11 protein-coding genes are annotated in these 18856 nt (G+C 49.7%); 2 read left to right on the plus strand and 9 right to left on the minus strand.

The genetic code is table 11. From position 1 onward, the window contains the following. Positions 1-222: 222 nt before the first annotated feature. Complete coding sequence (locus BTA51_RS26410; protein ID WP_246841204.1) at positions 223-1254, minus strand: MBL fold metallo-hydrolase; 1032 nt, start codon at positions 1252-1254, stop codon at positions 223-225. A 110-nt stretch (positions 1255-1364) separates the two neighbouring features. Here BTA51_RS26410 and BTA51_RS26415 point away from each other — a divergent pair, with 110 nt between their 5' ends. Further along, on the plus strand, positions 1365-2309 hold the full coding sequence (locus tag BTA51_RS26415; RefSeq protein ID WP_094712081.1) for a LysR family transcriptional regulator: 945 nt from the start codon (positions 1365-1367) through the stop codon (positions 2307-2309). Between the two features lie 43 nt (positions 2310-2352). After that, positions 2353-2511 (plus strand): hypothetical protein, encoded by a 159-nt coding sequence (locus BTA51_RS30300; RefSeq protein WP_168188301.1) that lies wholly within the window; start codon positions 2353-2355, stop codon positions 2509-2511. A gap of 59 nt (positions 2512-2570) precedes the next feature. Here the strand turns inward: BTA51_RS30300 and BTA51_RS26420 are convergent, their stop codons facing one another. The 8 genes from BTA51_RS26420 to BTA51_RS26455 all read right to left on the minus strand — a co-directional run bounded on the left by BTA51_RS26420 (position 2571) and on the right by BTA51_RS26455 (position 18842). Continuing rightward, positions 2571-5564 carry an ImpA family metalloprotease gene (locus BTA51_RS26420; RefSeq protein WP_094712082.1) on the minus strand — a complete coding sequence of 998 codons (2994 nt, stop codon included), beginning with the start codon at positions 5562-5564 and terminating at the stop codon, positions 2571-2573. An 89-nt stretch (positions 5565-5653) separates the two neighbouring features. Then, positions 5654-7516: a M66 family metalloprotease gene (locus BTA51_RS26425; RefSeq protein WP_168188302.1), complete on the minus strand. Its 1863-nt coding sequence runs from the start codon at positions 7514-7516 to the stop codon at positions 5654-5656. 188 nt (positions 7517-7704) lie between these two features. Continuing rightward, positions 7705-8673 carry a helix-turn-helix domain-containing protein gene (locus BTA51_RS26430; RefSeq protein WP_094712084.1) on the minus strand — a complete coding sequence of 323 codons (969 nt, stop codon included), beginning with the start codon at positions 8671-8673 and terminating at the stop codon, positions 7705-7707. Between the two features lie 261 nt (positions 8674-8934). After that, positions 8935-9624 (minus strand): hypothetical protein, encoded by a 690-nt coding sequence (locus BTA51_RS26435; protein ID WP_094712085.1) that lies wholly within the window; start codon positions 9622-9624, stop codon positions 8935-8937. A gap of 170 nt (positions 9625-9794) precedes the next feature. Further along, complete coding sequence (locus BTA51_RS26440; RefSeq protein ID WP_094712086.1) at positions 9795-10703, minus strand: SMP-30/gluconolactonase/LRE family protein; 909 nt, start codon at positions 10701-10703, stop codon at positions 9795-9797. Positions 10704-10853: 150 nt separating this feature from the next. Then, a complete protein-coding gene (locus BTA51_RS26445; RefSeq protein ID WP_094712087.1) occupies positions 10854-15851 on the minus strand; it encodes an NPCBM/NEW2 domain-containing protein in 4998 nt (1665 codons plus the stop codon). Positions 15852-16173: 322 nt separating this feature from the next. Further along, positions 16174-17670 carry a CoA-acylating methylmalonate-semialdehyde dehydrogenase gene (locus tag BTA51_RS26450; protein ID WP_094712088.1) on the minus strand — a complete coding sequence of 499 codons (1497 nt, stop codon included), beginning with the start codon at positions 17668-17670 and terminating at the stop codon, positions 16174-16176. Next, on the minus strand, positions 17667-18842 hold the full coding sequence (locus BTA51_RS26455) for an iron-containing alcohol dehydrogenase (protein ID WP_094712089.1): 1176 nt from the start codon (positions 18840-18842) through the stop codon (positions 17667-17669). The genes BTA51_RS26450 and BTA51_RS26455 overlap by 4 nt, the downstream gene beginning before the upstream one ends. Positions 18843-18856 lie beyond the last annotated feature (14 nt).

The raw sequence follows: 18856 nt of genomic DNA on the forward strand, positions 1-18856 counted from the left end.
CTACCGAACTTGATAGTTCTGTATCCTGGGGCCGAGCCCAAAAGGATAGCCACGAGGAGAATAAATGGTCGGTAACGACGAGAGCCATTTGAAGAACCAGATTCATCGCCTGCAAATACCCTGCAGGCGGCATTCAGCCCACACGCTATGTCCCGAGTTCAACCAACGGGGGCATGAAGCCTGTCTTTACAGAAGCCTATCTTTACAATAGGCAATCTTCCATCATTTCACTTCGGCGACCTGCGCACTGTAGTTCACCGGAATCCACTCAAAAGCTCCGTTATCCCGCTGTACATGTCCAATACCTGGGAATGGAATATGTGCGGCACCAATCAGGTAACCACCTTCTACCGCATCATTAAATGCGGCCAGTCTCTGGCGGGCGGCTTCCGGTGAATTGACGTCGAAATCGATGGTGATTTCAGGTCTGGCGAACTGAATGTCGCGGATATGCAGCAAGTCACCGATAAAGCGGATCCGCTGCCCCTGGCTTTCCACTTCGTATACGGTATGGCCGGGAGTGTGACCATGAGTTGCAACCGTGCTGATGCCAGGGAGCAACTCTCCGTCTTTGCTGAAAGCTTCAACTTTTTCTGCTTTCAAATAGGGAGTTACGGATTGCTCCGCCCATTCGAAGCCTTTCTTGAGCGTATCATTCACTTTGGCCTTGTTTTCCGGATTCAGCCAGAAGTCGACATCTTGCTTGTCCGCGTAGACCGTTGCATTCGGGAAAACCATTTTGCCGCTACGGACCAGACCGGAGGAGTGATCGCCGTGAATGTGTGTGAGTAGCACCGCATCGATTTGCTCTGGTTGATATCCCGCTGCCTTGAGGTTTTCAACCAGATGGCCGCCGAAGTCGCCGAAAATCTCTCCCGCACCTGTGTCGACGATGGCAACGTGTTCCCCAGTGTCGATCACGAAGGTGTTGATTGAGGTTTCCACTTGCGGACCCAGGTAGTGGCGCGCGAGCAGCCGTTTTACTTCTTCCGGTGTGGTGTTGTTCATTAGTTTTGAGAAATCGACCATCACAGTGCCATCGGAGACTGCAGTAATTTTAAAGTCGCCGAGCCGAAAGCTGTAATGGCCGGGGTTTGTCTGCTTGGCGTCAGCTGTAGCGCCTTGATCTGCAAATGCCGGGAGAGTTGCCAGAGGCCCGGTCACGGTCAGTAACGCTGTGCCCATCAACAGGCTGCGCGCGAGATTTGTTTTCTTGTGTGATTTAAGGGCGGCTTGAAGAGATGCCAACATCATGGATTTCCTATTCAATATTCATATTCAGACTTTGACGCTTTCGCCATTGCCTTTGACCGACGGCAATGATTCAATAGCCAGAAATATTGTTCAAATTGATTAATACGATAATGAGTATCATCGAAAACGATTTTAGGGGTGTTGATCTTAATTTGCTGGTAACACTTTTAGTGTTATTGCGGGAACGCAGTGTGACCCGCGCGGCGGGAAAGTTACATATAGGGCAGCCAGCAGTCAGTGGCGCGCTGTCCCGGCTGCGGGAGCTGTTCGATGATCCGATTCTGGTGCGTACCGCTCAGGGTATGGAGCCGACGGTAAAAGCACTGCAACTAGAGGCGGACTTGCTACCAGCATTGCGGCATATCCATGCAGCCCTGTTTGATCAGGAAGACTTCGATCCGGCTACCAGCGAAGCCACCTTTACCGTGGGAATGGCAGACTGGGTGGAAATCTGGCTGGGGCCGAGCCTGATCTCCAGGATACACAAGCTGGCACCGGGCGTGCGCCTCGCCATCAAGTCTGTCGACCCCTTTCAGGGGCCGAGCACGCTGGAACATGACGGTATGGATTTGGGTGTTTCCTGTTTCATGGATGGCGGACCCGCGTGGATGCTGCGAAAACATTTGTGTTCCATGGGCTTCCAGAGTGTTTATGATGCGGCCCTGATCAACATCACGGAGCCGCTCACCGTCGAAGAGTATGTCAGCCATCCACATTTGATAGTTTCCTATAAGGGCGCTTTCGAAGGCAACGTGGATAAAGCCCTCGAAGAACTAAAGTTAAAGCGAAACGTCCAGTTCGCATTGGCACGATTCGCCGCCCTGCCCTCGATTCTCAAACAGGTTCCTGCCTTGGCCACTATGCCAAAAGCCGTCGCCAGCTCGATTAGCCTCTCCACCGGGCTACGGTCGACTCCGCCGCCCCTGAATCTGGCAGACGTGAATATCGATATGGTCTGGCGTGCCACGAGGGATAAAGACCCCTCGTTACGCTGGCTCATGTCGGTGATCGAAACCTGTATCAAGGAGGTCTTAGCACTTTGTTCCGACGAGTGAATCAAACTCTCGATGCGCTTTGTCATCGATCAGAGTAACTCCCATGGATATCGGGCTCACCAGAAACCTTAAAATCAACCAGTTCCGTCTCATCGCGGCTACCGCTGAAACCGGGCAAATCAGGCTTGCTGCGGATGCCCTGCCACTACCCGGCCGCCTCTGCAGCCATGACGGCTATCGGGCTCAATTTCCAGAGCTTTAGCGTGCCGAGTAGTGCCAACTTTTAATTTTCAGACCATCTTTTAACCTTTAGGCCAACTTCTAACCTTTAGGCCAACTATGCACACCATCCACCGGAATACGGGGCAACTCCAATCCAAAGCAAAACTGGTCTCCCTTAGACACATAGTATTTTCTTGGCGTCACTGGGTACCCATAGACTGACACCTGAGCAGATGCTTTATCGGAAAAAGAGTGTGCCCACATCGTCAGGTAATCACGAAAATCCAGCCCAGAGGCGTAAGAAATCGCAATCACCAGCCAATCATTATTTCTGATGCTGCGGGCTTCATCATAACTGTATAAGGAAAAGCCCAGTTTATCTCTAGCTGCAAACCAGGATTGTTCGCTGCCCAGGGCGGAATCGAAATTGCGCTCGAGGATATGAAGTCGTGGTATCAGATTCCATCCGTCACCCAACTCTCCTCCACCTTGAGCACTCATTATTATTTGAATCAAAGTGCGTTCGCCATTGAGATTCTTATCCCGGACATAGGCTATAGGGTCAGGCTTAGTGACACTCTCCTTCAAGTCATTAAAAATATTATCAAACTCGAGCTCCTGACATTCAGGTGCCTTGCCCGTATCCAAATGATATCGATACTTGGAATAGTAAGAATAAGGGTTTGTGGTGGCGTGGATATCCCAACCATCAAACCTGAATCTTGCGCTCTCCAGTCCATGCCCAAGCTCATGAAGATCTCCATGCCCTAGCGGATTGAAACTCCACCATGCATCGTAAGGATTCCCCCCACACCCGTGACCGCACTGAGCCTGATCGGCGTTCATGTGCTTAACCAGGTCTACGTGGCTTATTTCCAAGTTATGCGCAGATGCAAAATCGTGTATTTCAGGTATTACATCAATTCCAGCCCCTTTGAATCCAGCCAGAACATGTGGAAAGTTATAGGTATAGCGCATCGTGCCGGCCGCGAGTGCTGAAGCAGTTTTCCAGCGATCATGGGCCATGGATTCGCGCATTTTCTCCAGCGAAGAATGCACTTCAAAGCCAGGCGTTACAAGTTCGGCCCAGTCGTACCAACCATTAGCTAAAGCGTTTTCAAACCTGTCATTGTCCAGCTCGCTTTTCCAAAACGGATGCTCACCGACATTGTTGAAGCGCAGGGACACATTTGCCCCATTCCCGTCAAACTGAACCTGTATGGGACCTCCATATGTCGATGTGAATGAAATAGTTTCCCCTGGCGCTATTTTAAATGTGGGGGTCTTCAGAAACTTTGGGCGGGTATAGCCATCCTTCTGGTATTCGTGGGTTGAAGTGGGCCTCTGAGTATTAACGAATACCCCAAGCCCTACATCCGTATTATCTTTCCTGGTCACTGTGAGCGTTTTCCCTGGCAGGGCATAAACACCGGCAGCTCTAAAATTAAGCCTACTTTCTATATTGATCGTCTTACTGACCGGTGTAACATGATCAAAGTTGCTGCGACTGAAGTTCCCCATATCCGCCTGAGCTGAATTCAGGTGTCTATAGTTATACACGGCATGATCAGCAAAAAGAGACTTCATAAATGCCAAATCGTCGGTGGCGTCCTTATCCATTGGAAAACTGACCGTTGAGCGAAAATGATCGCCAATGAGTGCTAACAGTTTTTCATATCGATGATTTTTACCGGCAAACAAGTTTATCTTATTTGTGTCCAGGTCATTCATCGTCTGACGGACTTCCTCTGCCCCTATATAAAAATCGGAATACAATCCTTCAATCCCAGAGCAGTCTTCTCCATTACATGAAGACCAGTCGAAGGCAAAATCTTCGTGCAAAAAGTGATTCAACAGGGTTCTGACTCCCTTTATTTCTTCCGGCAGCTTCCCCATATGATCCAGGGAATTATAGGCATTCAGGTACAGCTTGTCCCAGGAATTTTCCGCCTGATAGGTCACATTGAAGATCTGAAACAGCCTGCTGCCCAGTGGGGTCAGTCCACCATGTAAATGCATGTATAGTACTGGTGTGCCCTGAGACATGGCTTCTGCTACGGCATTGGAAACGGCTTCTACATCTTCTGTGGCACTACTCTGGGAAATCACCAGCAAATCCGGTTTGGCTTCCAGGCATCCTGCCAATCCTACACCGTCGCAATCTCCGATGGCGTTGTAGTTCACATTCCCCTCGAATCTGTCATCGAACCATTTACGAGTCTGGGTGGCATCTGGAAACCAATAACTGTTATCCATCTGGGCAAAAACCAGCTTCAGTGGCCGCTCAGTAAAGTCGTCACGGCGAACCAGCCAGGTGACGGCGTTTTGCATGAATTGATGCATCTCTTCATTGATATCGGCAGGATGAACCATGTTTCGCACAGGGTTACTACCCATGACCAAATATCGGGCGTTACTTTCTCCTATAACTGCAAGCCCTCTCTGAGCCGCTGCGCCTCCATTCTTTGAAGCATTAGAAACTAAAACAGCTTCATTCAAGCCAAAACTGGCTTTAAGCTGGGCAGCATAACGAGTGGGATCCCAAGTGATAGACGTCAGGCTTTCTTCTTTGACACCACCACTCGCGTCCAGATTAAATAGGGCTATCCTGGCCTGTTGGTACTGGTTACGTATATTTTCTATCGTAACCATCTCCGCTTGGACCAAATCCATGCTGTTCCCAACCAAGCGTGCATCACCGGTTCTGATTGCTTCTTCCACTGGATCATAGGTCACCTCGAGATTGAACGATAAATCAGCACTGTTGTGACCATTGCTGGCCCGGATGATGATATTCTTCGTAATGCCGAGATCATCAGCCCCAGGGGTACCACTGACGACACCGCTGGTTGGATCGATATCAAGCCAAACAGGTCCGTTGACCAATTTAAATCGTAGCTTCGCACTTTCAGGATCGGCTGCTACAGGAGCAAAGATAAACCTTTTTCCTTCCTGCGCTGTTGGCGGTGATCCGGAGATAGTCGGGTACCTATTGGTATCCTTTTCTGTTGCGCCATTTCCTGATCCACCACATCCGTTTAGCCCGACAACACTTGCCAGCAACAATGAACTCAACCACGGATATAACTTCATAAATAAATCCCCACTCATCCCCCGAAAGTTAACGGCTTGAATGACCAATCTTAAATGGTGGTTTATGCCACTCTGTTTTTACGGAACCGCTATAAATCCTTTTCAATAACGGCTTTCGCAGCCATGATGTCGGTCGGGCTTAAATTCCAGAGCATTGGTGTGTCCAGCAACTCCAGTTTTGTAATTTTTGGCGCACCGTCAGGTGCGACCAGGGCCACGGACCATAACTTGAAGCTATCCTCGCTGTTTTCGTTCAGATAATTGTCCTTCCAGACCGTTTGTTGCCATGTTTTACGGGCACTTTCCTTTACCACTCTGTATAAAGTAGAGCCGTCTTCGTAGGTAACTTTCAGAGTAAAATCACACCCTCTAAATCGGCAATAGTTAAGGTACTCCGGCTTATCAGTTTTTGAGGTGTCTGTGTCGATTTTGTCTAAGTCCTCCTGACTGACAGCATCAACATATTCGATGGCATTACCGACATATCTGATCGGCTCATAGAATTGCGATACCTCAGCAGTGCCGGCAAAACTATAGGTGAACATGATGAAATCTGTGGTTTTGTTAAATGTGACTGGGTGTTGCCCCTTGATATACCTCTGCGCATAATTCTCGGTTTTAGGGATGAAATCCTCCCATTCTCCTTGACTGTTAACTTTCTGAAAGCCGTCATTCGATGAGTTCATCCTCGAGTGATTCAGCCCCCATTTCTGCATTTTCCCGGCATAGAAATCGGAAAATAGCGCAAGCGCTGCACCGGGGTCTTTTTGATCGTCCGCAGAGTGCATCGGGTCGAATCGATAACAACGGCCCTCTGAGTTCCTTTGAAAAAAAGCTCCTTTCCACTCGTCTCTACAGATGAAGTGAGGGGAAGTCGGAGGGATGAGGGGGGATCTGAAGTATCCCATGAAGCTGTCGTACCCCCAGTTAGAGCCCTTTAAGCTGCCATCAACATACGGATAGAATGGGCCACCTGTTTTCTTGTATTCGTCGATGGAGTGCGATAACCCTAATGCATGCCCACCTTCGTGCCACAAAAGCCCTATAGCAGGGTCTCCCATTGATGCACCGGACCCTTGATAAGAAACTCCTCCACGAAGGCCTTTGACTTTATTCTCCCCGGCTTTCGTGTGGTCGATGAGTACCGATGGAGCGTAAGTGATTTTGTTAAGAGCCATATCACCTGTCGCATTTTGAATTTGCCAAACCATATCCAATATCGGCTTGGCTGCTCTTGGATCTGAGGCTGAAACAACCTTCTTAGCAGGAGCGACTCCTGATGGAGGCACGATCAGGTAATCAGATCTGAACTCTCGAAAGGGATGATTGATGATGTATGATCTTGAGAACGGCAATCCTGACGAAACCTGCCCAGCATTCATCGGGTTCGCGAACATGATTTTGAGATCTTCAATATCGAAAGGGTTATTGCTGTCGTTCACCCCATAGATGAGAAAAGGGAGCGATTGGATGATAACTTCCATCTCGGGATGAAGGGCTGGCGTTATTGATATAGACTCCGCCCTGCCTTGAGCAACAACTCCTATTTTAACGCCCTTAAAAATATCTTCTGCCGGGATCAGGGTTGACCAGGCATTATCAGAGTACGGAGCATCCCCACCCTCCGTCTCCGGGAGGTCTTTTGGCTGAGATAAATCCAACGAGGAAACAAGCTGATGCTTTTCGTCAAAAAGCTGAATTTTAGCGGCCTGCACCGACTCCTCAAAGGTGACCAGTATCAGGGTGTCTCTATTTTCAACCAGCTTCAGATCCCCTGAGTATTTAATATCCCAGCTCAAACCGCTCGGAGGAATAACGTGAGACTGAGCAAGCTCAATCGAGCGGATTTGTGTTGGACTCAATACGTCATTTTCGTTGCTGTTATCACCACCACAGCCGGACATAATACATGCCGCTGATATTAGTGTAAGAATTGCCATTGAACGCTTCATTATGTACCTCATTGATTCTGCGTCATTGTCATGTCGGCACACCGGCCGCCAATATTGAGAAGACCTTCCGGGAGTGGATGACTGTTTTGCTCTACATCGTGCCCCCTGCGGTTTATAAGACCGACCGATCTGACAGGCAGCCCCTCAGGTAGAGTTGCTTGAACAGCGCTTTTTGAGCTGACGAATCACTATCTACTCTGCATCCACATCCTGTTCCGGTAGCGTTGGGGGGATTCCCCAAAATGTTTCCCGAACACCTCGTAAAATCGCGTCAAAGAAGAAAAGCCACTATCAAACGCAATTGAGGTCACATCCTCATTGGTGTTAATCAGCAGTTTTTCCGCATAACGAATCCGCAAACCGGTAATACATTCCAATAAAGACATCCCCATGACCCGCTTGAAGAGACTCATGGTGAAGTTTCGATGCAGCCCTAAATGATTCGCGATTTTGTCGATCGTCAAGTCGTCACGGTAGTTTTCGTTGATATAGGACAGCATTCGGTATACATGATGACAGGCTCGTCCACTGGTCGACCTGGCTCGTGATATTTCAGGGGGCGTCTCCCCATATTGGGACAATCGCCTCAAATACAGCCGAAACTCCTCTGCCGCGATCTCCCTCAACGCCGGATCATCGCCCATCAGGTCGGCCATCTGACGCTGAAGTTTTTGAATGTCGGATTGATCAGAGACCGATAACCGGAAGATCGTGCCCAATAAGAGCTCAAGCTCAAAACCCTTGCATAACCGAAGTTCCAGGGCATAGAAAAGGGGCATACTGATCCGCAGTATCGATGCGGCGGAGTCACCGGCAATCAAGCGTGGACGCTCTCCCATATGACTCCACAACATTTCTCCAGCACTCAATTGAACGGTCTTTTGGTCAACCAGAAAGGTTACCTGGCCCCTTATCACCCAATCGATCTGGTGGCCTGAATGATGCTGCCCTGAAGAATGATTCCCTGATAATTGATTAGAGCGCTCGACATTCAAAGAGCCCGCAACCTTCGAAGAACCGGTAGCTTTCGAAGAGACCTCACCAGGATTAAATAAGTGGATATAAGGCAGTTCCAGATCCTGCCCGCAATCAACCGTTAGTGTGTCCAGTCCTTTGACATTGGTTTCCTGAATGATAAAACTGCTATTACCTTTCATGTTCCAACCATCTCGTTTTTATTCAAAGAACAGGCGCAGGTAGCCCTGGCATCTCCTGGTGATATGCCGAATGATTCATCAATGGATATTGCGCTACCTGAGACCGACTTAAGTGTTCAGCCGGCACCTATGTTTAACCAGGTTCTGTGTTTAACCGGCTTCTGTGTTCAACCGACTTCTATGTTTAGCTGAAGGCGTATGAGCGTCTTTGCTGAACAGCACCCTAAATCGCGCAATGCAGCCTTCGCTCGTCATCATTCATCAGTACCAGCGGCGGCCATGCAAAATCATTTCGTGATAGGCATCGGTCAGCTTTCTAACCACCTTTTTATCGGTGTTTTTATTAAGAGCCAGGTACAGCTCAATGTAGGAATCAAGACGGTAGACTTCCATGATCTCTGGATAGCCCGACTCAAACGCCAACTTGAAAGAACTACCCCGGGTCGTAGCCCAGATGTCAATCAGGTCATAGTTCAGGCGGTAAGGATTTACGTAATCCTCTTTCTCCGTCCGCACCGCTATTCCTTTTTCTTGCAGGAACTTTGTCACGGGCGAATTGCGATGACCGCCGATTTTTAATCCACGCAAGTCATTCAAACTGTCTACGCGCACATCGCTGTCACGCTTGGCGTAAAACGCCCAGTAATCCCGGGCAATCGGCCCGATCCATAGATAATCATTGGATAATTCGGCATCCTTGCTAGCCGCAAGATAGCCGGTATTGGCCTTTGCTTTGGCGCGTTCAAGCCCGACTGTCAGATTGCGCAGCTTAAGTTCGTAATTGACACTGGCTGCCTGAAAAATATCTTTAACCATCTGTACGGCTGTGCCCGTGACATATTCGGCTCGATGCTCCCATTCATTGCCACGAGTGCTGTAGCTGAACATACCGTTGGTATTGGTATACAGAACAACTTCGCTATTTCCCGCCCATACTGTTCTTACTGACATTAACAGGGCGATTCCACAACATATAACGAGATACTTAAACATGGTCATCTACCTCTACTTAGAGCACCGAAATTAACCTCAGGAAAACCCGGTACAATTAATTACGACACTGCACAACCAATTACGACACTGCACTATCGATTACGACATTGCACATTCGAACATCCCGATCAAACGCAGGAAGGTTCAGGCGTTAGGTTGAAAGTTTCTTCGGCCTCGCCCGACACGCTGATATCTGCGCAGAGGGTTAATCCGGACCAGGGAGATTGGAACTGCTCATCCTTGTCCATGCCATAGTTGCCGGTGGTGACAAAGAGTTGTCTGAAGCCAGGTCCTCCGAAGGTGCATCGAGTGGCATGACGAACCGGCAGTTGAACTTCTTTTAGCAATGAGCCGACGGAGTTGTATATGCTTACAAGCCCCGCATCCCAATGGCAGACATACAGATAACCGAAACTATCGACCTTGAGCCCATCCGGCATCCCTTTATGCTCCGGAATAGTGATCAATACCCTCCTCTTCAAGATGTGTCGAAAGTCTGGAGCCAACGTGTATTCGATGACCTGGCGTTGAAACATGTTGCTCACATAAGCCCGACGCAGCTTGCGATTGAAGGCGATACCATTGGTTACAGAGAAACCGATGTCCAACTGAACGATCTTCAAACTGTCGTGCAGCATCAGATACAAGGAACCATCTGAGGCCTCCAGCTCCCTTTCATTCATGGAGCCAAACCAAAGGTCACCACATGGGCTGACTACACCGTCATTCAACACCAGATCCAGCAGTCCACGGACCGGGTTACCGAGAAGCTTGAGCTGCCTGAATCTTTCATCACATCGAAAGATTCCCTCCTTCGTCACCAGAATCCATGCGTCGGGTCCTGCGCTGGCAATTGCAGTGACAGGCACATCCATGCGATACCCTCTCACTTCTCCCTTAGTCAGATCTGATTGGTAAATACGGGCATTGCCGGCATCCACCCACACCAAACTGGATTCGTTAACACACACCGGCGACTCACCGATCTCGCAGGGGTGACCCTTCAGTGCGCTAAACTCTGAAAATTGCGGAATCATCACTTAGTCCTCTATCTTAAAGAACTGCCAATAGAGCGGAATCAGTGGCCGATCATGACCACCGATAGGCAAAGGATAAAAAGGGGGTGAACACCCGATACTTAGGGGGTAAGTATCGGGGTCACCAAACGTTGCTAAAGCAACGAAACCTTAGGGGGTTAATCGGAATCGGGCATTGGCCCAGTCAGCGTGATCGCAGTTCCCACCATCACCACCGTCGTGCACGATTAATTTGACCTCAGTGGCTGAAGACGGGATCGGCACACTGATCCTTGCAGGGTTGTCAAATCCGGTGAGCACTTGACTCTCATAGACTGAGTTGCCATTTATCCTCACTTCAAACTTAACGGACCCTTCGCCGTATATTCTTCCTTTGACTTCATCGTCAATGCCAATATCGGCAGAGAATTGGTTGTATTTTCCAGCATCAATGGTATAGGTCACTTCTGAGTAGCTATGTACACCTAATCCTTTTTCGTATTGAGTACCACGGATTGTCAGGGGGCCCTCTTGTCCCTCTATTTTCTCACCATTGGAACGATTTTTTTCAATCGGTCCCCAGCCGTTTACACTTGAATCCTCCTGGAGATCACTGACATATTCATACCTTTCTTCGGGAGCTGACGTCCTGAACAAACTGCCATCACCCGGGTCTTCCGGATGAATCCAGTTAGTACCGCCATCAGGGTCCATCGCAAAACCGATACCGGAAGTAGGGCCACTTAGGCCACTACCATTACTAATACGCAACTCAAAACGGTGCCAGCCGGGAGATAGCTTCAGATTCTCCTTCCATGTCTCGCTATTCCACTTGCCATCGTTTAAGACCTCATTTCCATCAATCAGAAGCAGGACTTTGTCATCCATATGCTCCTTGAAGGAAATATAGCCGTCCTCATCATAGATATAACCGCTGAAGATCTCAGTGGTATTTTGAGCAATATTATCCTCAGTTTCGCTCAAATCGACAGTGATAGCCGTTTTAGGATTCGCTGCGGTTTTGTTGAGGTTTCCGGAGACAGTCCCGTAATACAAACCTGGCTGGTCGGCATCAACCGACGGCAGACGTAGTTTGGCATCGGCCCAATCAGCGTGATCGTGACTATTCCCGTCACCGGCGTCTTCTACCACTAATATTAATTGATAATTACCAGGCTCGAGAGATACTTCAACTTTCTCAGCGCCATCCTTTCCAGTTAACTTATTAGTACTTTCGTACACCTTATTTGTTTCATCATCAACGTAGACTTTGAATATGACCGATCCATTGCTACTTACTTCATCATCAACCCCTACATAGGCGGAGAACTGGTTGTATCCTTTTTTGGAAATGTCGTAGATTATTTTTGAGTATGCGTGAACACCCAGCCCCTTATCGTATTCAGTTCCATTAATACGAATCTTATTTCCGCCAGCACCTTCGTCTCCGCTACCTCCATTGCTATGGTTTATCTGTATTGGTCCGTATCCATTTTCATCATCTGTCGGATCGAGATCACTCAGGTACACATAGCTTGCCCCGGCTGGAGGACTCGGCACTTCCACGTCAGTGCCTTCGTACTCAATCTGTTCCAGGAAAGCGACCAAGCGAGCTCGATCAACAGCATCGGTGACCGTATGTTCAGAACCGGTCAACAGCACCTGATCCAATGTCTCAGCCTGGCCGTTATGGAAATAAGGAGCACTGCCGGCCAGTCCAATCAAGGTAGGTGTTTCGATAGCGTCCAAATTGCCACCACGCCGACTACCGGAAGATGCCTCAATGGTACCTACGTCATGAAATGAATTGTCGGTATAGAACGGACCCGAGTGACAGCTCTGGCAGCCCTTGGAGCTGAAAAGTTGTTTACCTCGTTGAGCCTCCGATGTCAGTGAACCATCTTGGTTACGATAGGGGCTGCGAGGATACTTATTGAGACTACTGACATAAAAGGCCAGATTATCCAGATCACTATTAAGACCGGCTTTGGGATTGCCCAGTGGATCAGAAGTCTCATTGAACTCTGCATCACTGAGAAATCCTACACCGCCGAATCCGGATCGGATGTCATTCTCGAAATCCTGAATTTCATCGAAGTTGGCGGTCCAGTGAACGTTCCCGTTACCCATTCCCCGACGCCCAAGTAGACTGATGCTGTTACGCAGACCTTCCCCGCGTTGAGTGAAATCCCAAACCCGGCCGTCAGAATCTCCTCCCGTATGACAGCTGGCACAGGATAGGTAACCATCACTGGACATACGTGGATCCACCGCGTTATAGAAGATTTTCTTGCCAGCCAACACTCTGGAATTAAGCTTTTCATTAGCCACGGTGGGGAATTCTTTTAAGCGGGTTATCTGACTATCTCCCAGCTCAAGGTCGCTGACATCGAATACGGTGATTGTGCGTGACAGGAAGCCATGTACAAACAGGAAATCCCCCGCACGTACCAGCCCACGGGGAGCGTCTCCGACCGTAACAATCTCATTAACCCGGTTGTTGGTATAGGCATCCCGGACTTCGACACTGTTCTGCCCTTCCATTGCCACGTAAACATAGTCACCCAACGCGCTGAAAACCACTGACTTAGGCTGCGCCCGATTGTCGAAATCCAACTGTTTCTGCCGCACTTCCAGACCAGTTTGCAGGTCTATCTGGGAGACAATGGCTCTAACAGTTGTCTCGAAAGTTAAGTCTTGATCTTCATTGTATGCCCCTCGATCGACATTCGCTTTGTTTGAAGGCACCCAGGCAGTGCGACCATCAGGAGCTATCGTGACAGAGTTCAAATAGTTTGGAATACCTCGACTACGATCCGGCCCATCAAAGGTCTCGGTATCCTTTGCCAAAATAATGGGATCCGCATATCCCATATTATTGATATCCACCTTCACTACCTCAGCGTGATCCTGTGGAGAAACAAAGCGGGTCACCAGCGCATAGCCGGAGTTGTAGTCCACGGCAATTCCACGAGCATGCAATCCAACATCCGCCCGGTCGATTATTCTGTGGCTCGAGGGGTCCAGTTTCAATAATTCTCCGGTGGCCTGCAGAGTCACGAGCGCAGCCGTCTGGTCAGGTGAAAAAACAATGCCGTAAGGTTGTGAGGCCCGGGGCAAGGCTATCTCCCCCCGAATACTGCCCTGTTCGGGATCCAATATAGTGATACTGCTGCTGTCCTGGTTCACCACCCAGATATCGCCATTAGGAGCTTCTGCCAGCGTCCTGGGACGTTCACCCACATCAACTATCCATTCCTTGTCAAAAGGCGAGGTGGCCGACATTGCACTGACGGAGTTGTTATCTTCATTCACTGCAATCACTCGATAACCTGCATGAATGAGGGTGGATGAAGTAACAGGACGAGTGGGTGTGGCGGGTTGATATATCGTTACACGAGTACTCTTACTGCTCTCCAAGCCGGATTCACGCACAGTCACTGCTGGATTCCAGTGGCCTGGCTTGGTATAGGTATGGCTGACAATGGAGCCTTCTGAAAAGGGCGAGCCGTCGCCAAAGTCCCAGGAGTACTCGACTGTACCGCCGTCGATGGGGGCAGCATTTGCTCTGAGCGTGATCGTTTGTCCCAATGCCGAGGTTCGCGGTACCTGAATACTGATATCGTGCTCTGTAACATCACCAGTGGAAAAGCTGAATGAGTACTCCGACTGAGCATTACCGGCAAAATCCTGAATCCCATTCAGCGTTACCTCATAAATCTGATTGGGCTCCAGTTCTTGTTTCGGGCTGAAATGTACAAATCCCAGATTGACGCTATAAAGACCTGGCAGGGGAGTTGTTTCGCCCTTTCGTGTCACTTTAAAGGTATTGCTGTTGACAGATTCCATCAGGATAGAGTCTGAGAATGCGATGCCTATGCGAGAACTTAGCGGGACTTTGACCTCACTCTTACCCGGTACTGTTCTGTGGACTTGAGGAGGCAAAGTATCCGGCTCAGTTTGCTGAGCAATCAGAGCGCTGCCTGATCCATGATCGTTACCCACCCAAACCAAATTACCCATTGGGAAAACCTGACCGTGATCGGAATGGCTAAGGTCGTGGACATCAAGTGACCCAGTCCCCAATCGGGTGATGTTATCCAGGTCGCCAATATCAAGGACCGCAATGTCTTCCTGGTTGCCGAGAAGCAGCCGGTCATCCTGAAGATTGCAATATAAATTGACAAATCCACTATGGTCTTCATTAACAAGCGCCATTGGGTTAGTCGTAGTGTCATAGATTCTCAATGGGTTACCGTATGACCGGGCTCCAAAATACGCTCTTTTGCCGTCCCAACAGGAGGAATAATACTTATCAGGCAAGCTGGACACTGATTTGGTCAGCGTCGGGTTGACAGGATTACTGATATCAAGAATGGAGAAGCCATCGGTCGTTTCCATGCTGGACAGATACAGCTCATTCCCCAATGCAAAAACAGGCCCGATATTGAAACCGCCCAGTTCATTTTTTGGTATCGTTTTGACTACAATGGGGTTGTGAACATCGCTCGTATCAACAATCGTCAAACCATCAGGACCACGACTAACGTAAAGATATGGCGCCTGCCAGAAAAGCTGCCAGGAAACACGAGTGTAGTCTCCATAATTCACGTTATCGATTCTGAGCCTGCTGTCCTGAACCGGATTCTCCACATCACTCCAATCCCAAATTTCTATCCCTCTTCCGGTTTGAATTGCCACCAGATTATTCTCAGCGAGGCCTATTGAATGCGGCTCCCGGAATTCAGCCGTACGTAAGTCGTTGCCGGTTCGGTATTCGGAGGTGTTGTCTGGTTCATAAACTCGTTTCACGAGTTCAAGATTTCGAGGATTTGAAGCATCCAGGGCAATCCAGCCTCCAGGTCCACGACCACTATCAGGAGCAAAGATGCCGATCAGATATCCATTGACCATTGTGGCAACATTAACGCCGTAGTCTTTTCTATAGGGGTAATCTGGCGGTAGGAACCCCGAATCACTTCCGTCTTCAGCGTTGTCAACGGATGGAGAAATCTGGGTAAATACCTCACCGGGGCTGTAACTCAGATTCCCCAGTCCCGGGCCTTGCGCAGATAATGCGCCGGTTGAACTCACCGTCATCGTACAAACCAGGCTCAAGCGTTTTAGCCATGGGGGTATGAGCGGCAAGCTGTAACTTGCAAGTTTCATTGTTCACCACCTTGTCATTGTTGTTAAGTATTGTTCTGACAGCTAACGTGAAAACATCTGTCATGGCCCTTTGTTCTGGCTATAGACCATGGCAGCGTTGACCCTCCCTGCTTGGGTCAATCCTTGATGTTACTTTCCCTCCTGGGTGATTCCCTTTAGTGTTGTGGTTTGAATCAGGAGCATCGATAAGATGCCCCTACCCCTGCACACCAGCCTTCAAACAGCGCTGGTCGTGATTCCTTTCCGGGTTATTCTTATTTCATGGTTGCTCTTATTTCATGAACGCTCTTATTTCATGAACGCTCTTATTTCATGATCGTTCTTACTTCATGGTCGGCATGACAAAGTCTGCCGCTACCCGTCCTGCATCCGGCCATCGGGTGGTCACTGTCTTCATGCGGGTAAAGAAGCGCACGCCGTCGGGTCCATGCATGTGCAAGGGGCCGAACAGGGAGCGTTTCCATCCGCCAAAACAATGAAACGCCATAGGCACTGGAATGGGGATATTCACTCCTACCATGCCGACCTGGATCTGGTCGGTATATTCGCGGCTACAGGCTCCATCACGGGTAAAGATGGAAGTCCCGTTACCGAATTCGTGTGCATTGACCAGATCGATCGCTTCCTGAAGACTGCTGACCCGTACCACGCACAAAACAGGTCCGAATATTTCCTCCTTGTAGATCTTCATGTCCGACGTCACCTGGTCAAACAGGGTTCCTCCGAGAAAGAATCCATTGGAGGTGTACGCCAGGGGATGGTCCCGGCCATCGATAATGAGATGCGCCCCCTCCTCTACACCGCTTTGGATATAGGAAGCGACCCGGTCCCGGTGTTCTCCCGTGACCAGTGGGCCCATGTCATTTTCAGGCTGCTCATCATAGCCGGGGCCGACATTCAATTTGTCCAGGGCTGCGGAGAGCTTATTGACAACCTGGTCGGCCGTTTCATCGCCCACGACGACCGCAACCGAGATAGCCATACAGCGTTCCCCGGCTGATCCATAGGCGGCACCCATCAGAGCGTTGGTCACCTGATCAAGATCGGCATCCGGCATAATCACCATGTGATTCTTGGCGCCTCCCAGTGCCTGAACCCGTTTGCCATAGTGGCTGCCCGTGCTGTAGACATACTCTGCAATAGGCGTGGACCCCACAAAGCTGACGGCTTGCACCAGAGGGTGAAACAAAATCTCATCGACAGATTCTTTGTCTCCCTGAACCACATTGAACACACCTTCAGGCAGCCCCGCTTGCTGAAGCAGTTGAGCAAGCTTCAATGACAGAGTGGGATTCTTTTCCGACGGCTTAAGTACAAAGGTATTCCCCGTAGCAAGCGCCAGTGGGAACATCCACATGGGAACCATGGCTGGAAAGTTGAAAGGGGTAATGCCGGCACACACGCCCAAAGGCATCATCATGGAGTGAGAATCGATTCTGCTGCCCACATCCCGACTGTGTTCACCTTTCTGCAGGTGAGGAATGCCGCAGGCAAATTCAACCACTTCCAGGCCGCGAATCAATTCCCCTTTGGCATCGCTAAACACCTTGCCGTGCTCCACAGTGATCAGCGTCGCCAGGGTATCCAGATTTTCTTCCACCAGCGCTTTAAAGCGGAATAGTATCCTTGAGCGATTTAACGGGGTGACCTTCGACCAGGTTTGAAATGCCTGATGGGCCACTTCAATAGCCTGTGCCGTTTCCTCTGCAGTAGAAAGAACAACCTGATCCAGTTCCTCACCGGTGGCAGGGTTAGTAACGCGAGCTAGATTTTCTGAATTTGAAAGGAGGAAATCTCCTCCTACAAAATTACCGATCATAGTATGGCTTCCTCGTACCAGACTTTTTTATAAAGTTCGATGATGTCTTCTTTGCTTGGAACTCTGGGATTGTTAGCCGGTGAGCCGGACGCAATTGCCTGCTCTGCCATCAGTTCCAGATTGTCGAAATACATGGCCTTGCTGATACCAAACCTTTCCAGGGATGGCACTGATAACTCGTGATTAAGTTCCTGCAACTCCAACAACAGGAGTTTCACCGCGTCACTATCACTACGTTCCCGTCCCACCAATCCCATTGCACGAGCGCAATCCGCGTATTTGGCGGTCTCGGCGGGGATGGAATAGGCCGTGATATGAGGCAACAGCATGGCGTTGCTCATTCCGTGTGGAACATGGAAATGAGCACCTATAGGCCGGCTCATGCCATGTACCAGAGCAACAGAGGCGTTGGAGAAAGCCATGCCCGCCAGGGTCGCCCCCAGCATCATTTTTTCCTTCGCGTCTAGATTCTCGGGGTTGTACACCGCCTGCCTGAGGTTAGGAGCAATTAACTCCATGGCGAGCAAGGCCAGGCGGTCTGTAAAAAGGCCGGATTTACGACTGACGTAGGCTTCAATGGCATGGGTTAATGCATCAATTCCCGTGTCTGCCGTAATTCTTTTGGGTGCGGTCAGCGTGAGTTCATAGTCAACGACCGAGGCAACCGGCAGAAGACCTGGTCCCATGCACAGCATTTTTTCACTTGTCTTGCTGTCGGTAATAATGGTGGCTCGTGTCACCTCAGAACCGGTACCGGCCGTGGTGGGGCAAGCGATCACCGGATAGGATTCCTCGCTTACGATATGGGGCACTTTGAAGTCCTGCATCCGCCCACCCTGGCGGGCCAGCAACGCAATCGCCTTGGCGCTGTCAATCACACTTCCGCCACCCAGCGCCACGATGCAGTCGAAGCCGCCATGACTAAACATTTCCACTGCCGGCAGGATCGAGTCTTCTGTCGGTTCGGGCTCAGTGTCCAGATAGCGGTCGCATGTCATCCCGTCATCCAGAATCGTTTTGCATAAAGCATCGACTTTGCCTAATGAGGCCATCACGCCGTCACTAACCACCAACGGCTGGCTGCAACCAATATCACGCACCAGTTGCGGCACTTTCTTAATCGCACCCGCCCCCGTTTCCAGGAACTTGGGTAATATGATTCTCTGTGTCACTTGCTTCACGCTCC

The organism is Hahella sp. CCB-MM4 (assembly GCF_002260525.1).
GTDB lineage: Bacteria > Pseudomonadota > Gammaproteobacteria > Pseudomonadales > Oleiphilaceae > Hahella.

What these genes read in the sequence shown, in the direction of transcription:
- BTA51_RS26410 (WP_246841204.1), bottom strand. Translation starts at nt 1,254, where the DNA reads ATGATGTTGGCATCTCTTCAAGCCGCCCTTAAATCACACAAGAAAACA.
- BTA51_RS26415 (WP_094712081.1), top strand. Translation starts at nt 1,365, where the DNA reads ATGAGTATCATCGAAAACGATTTTAGGGGTGTTGATCTTAATTTGCTG.
- BTA51_RS30300 (WP_168188301.1), top strand. Translation starts at nt 2,353, where the DNA reads ATGGATATCGGGCTCACCAGAAACCTTAAAATCAACCAGTTCCGTCTC.
- BTA51_RS26420 (WP_094712082.1), bottom strand. Translation starts at nt 5,564, where the DNA reads ATGAAGTTATATCCGTGGTTGAGTTCATTGTTGCTGGCAAGTGTTGTC.
- BTA51_RS26425 (WP_168188302.1), bottom strand. Translation starts at nt 7,516, where the DNA reads ATGAAGCGTTCAATGGCAATTCTTACACTAATATCAGCGGCATGTATT.
- BTA51_RS26430 (WP_094712084.1), bottom strand. Translation starts at nt 8,673, where the DNA reads ATGAAAGGTAATAGCAGTTTTATCATTCAGGAAACCAATGTCAAAGGA.
- BTA51_RS26435 (WP_094712085.1), bottom strand. Translation starts at nt 9,624, where the DNA reads ATGTCAGTAAGAACAGTATGGGCGGGAAATAGCGAAGTTGTTCTGTAT.
- BTA51_RS26440 (WP_094712086.1), bottom strand. Translation starts at nt 10,703, where the DNA reads ATGATTCCGCAATTTTCAGAGTTTAGCGCACTGAAGGGTCACCCCTGC.
- BTA51_RS26445 (WP_094712087.1), bottom strand. Translation starts at nt 15,851, where the DNA reads ATGAAACTTGCAAGTTACAGCTTGCCGCTCATACCCCCATGGCTAAAA.
- BTA51_RS26450 (WP_094712088.1), bottom strand. Translation starts at nt 17,670, where the DNA reads ATGATCGGTAATTTTGTAGGAGGAGATTTCCTCCTTTCAAATTCAGAA.